Source organism: Streptomyces katrae (genome assembly GCF_000966975.1).
GTDB lineage: Bacteria > Actinomycetota > Actinomycetes > Streptomycetales > Streptomycetaceae > Streptomyces > Streptomyces katrae.
In genome coordinates this window covers 1-616 of sequence record NZ_JZWV01000869.1, presented here as the reverse complement: position 1 = coordinate 616, position 616 = coordinate 1, and the positions used below count along the sequence as shown (strand labels likewise).

The window sequence follows — 616 nt, the reverse complement described above, 5'->3', positions numbered from 1 at the left end:
CCGCCGCCGCGAGCGCCGCCCCGGTCCCCGCCATCGCCCAGCGGGCCAGCCGGGCCGGTGCCACCGAGGTCATCCGGCCCAGCGTCAGGGACCCGGCCAGCGCGCCGAGCGCGAAGGCCGTCATCAGCACACCGCCCGCGCCGGGGCTGCCGAGCCCCCGGGCCAGCAGCACCGAGGTGGTGGTCAGGGCCCCGACGCCGACGAAGGCCAGGGTGGTCGCCGAGGTGATCGCCCGCAGCTCCCGGACCCGCCACAGCGCGGCCAGCCCCGCCCCCAGCCCGGCCCGGGGCCGCTCCGGCGGGGAGCCCGCGCCCGGGTCCGCGTCCGCGTACGGCAGGGAGGCGGCCAGAGCTGCGGCCAGGACCGCCGACAGTGCCAGCACCCCCATCGCGGGCCCCGCCGAGAACGCCGCCCCCGCCAGGCTGACCACCGCGGGGGCCGTCACCGCGGCCGCGTTGTACGTCGAGGCGTCCCACCCGTACGCCCGGTCCCGCCGGGGCCCCTCCGGGACCAGCCCCGCGACCAGGCTCGACAGCCCGCCCGTCACCACCGGCCCGCAGGACCCGCCCAGCACCGCCACCGCCAGCACCACCGGCACCGGGGCCCGGCCCAGCAG

Annotated in this window: 1 protein-coding gene; it reads right to left on the bottom strand. The window is 81.2% G+C overall.

All coding sequences use genetic code 11. The features are described from left to right. On the bottom strand, nucleotides 1-616 hold a 616-nt coding region (locus VR44_RS28445), incomplete at both ends, for an MFS transporter (protein WP_045950478.1).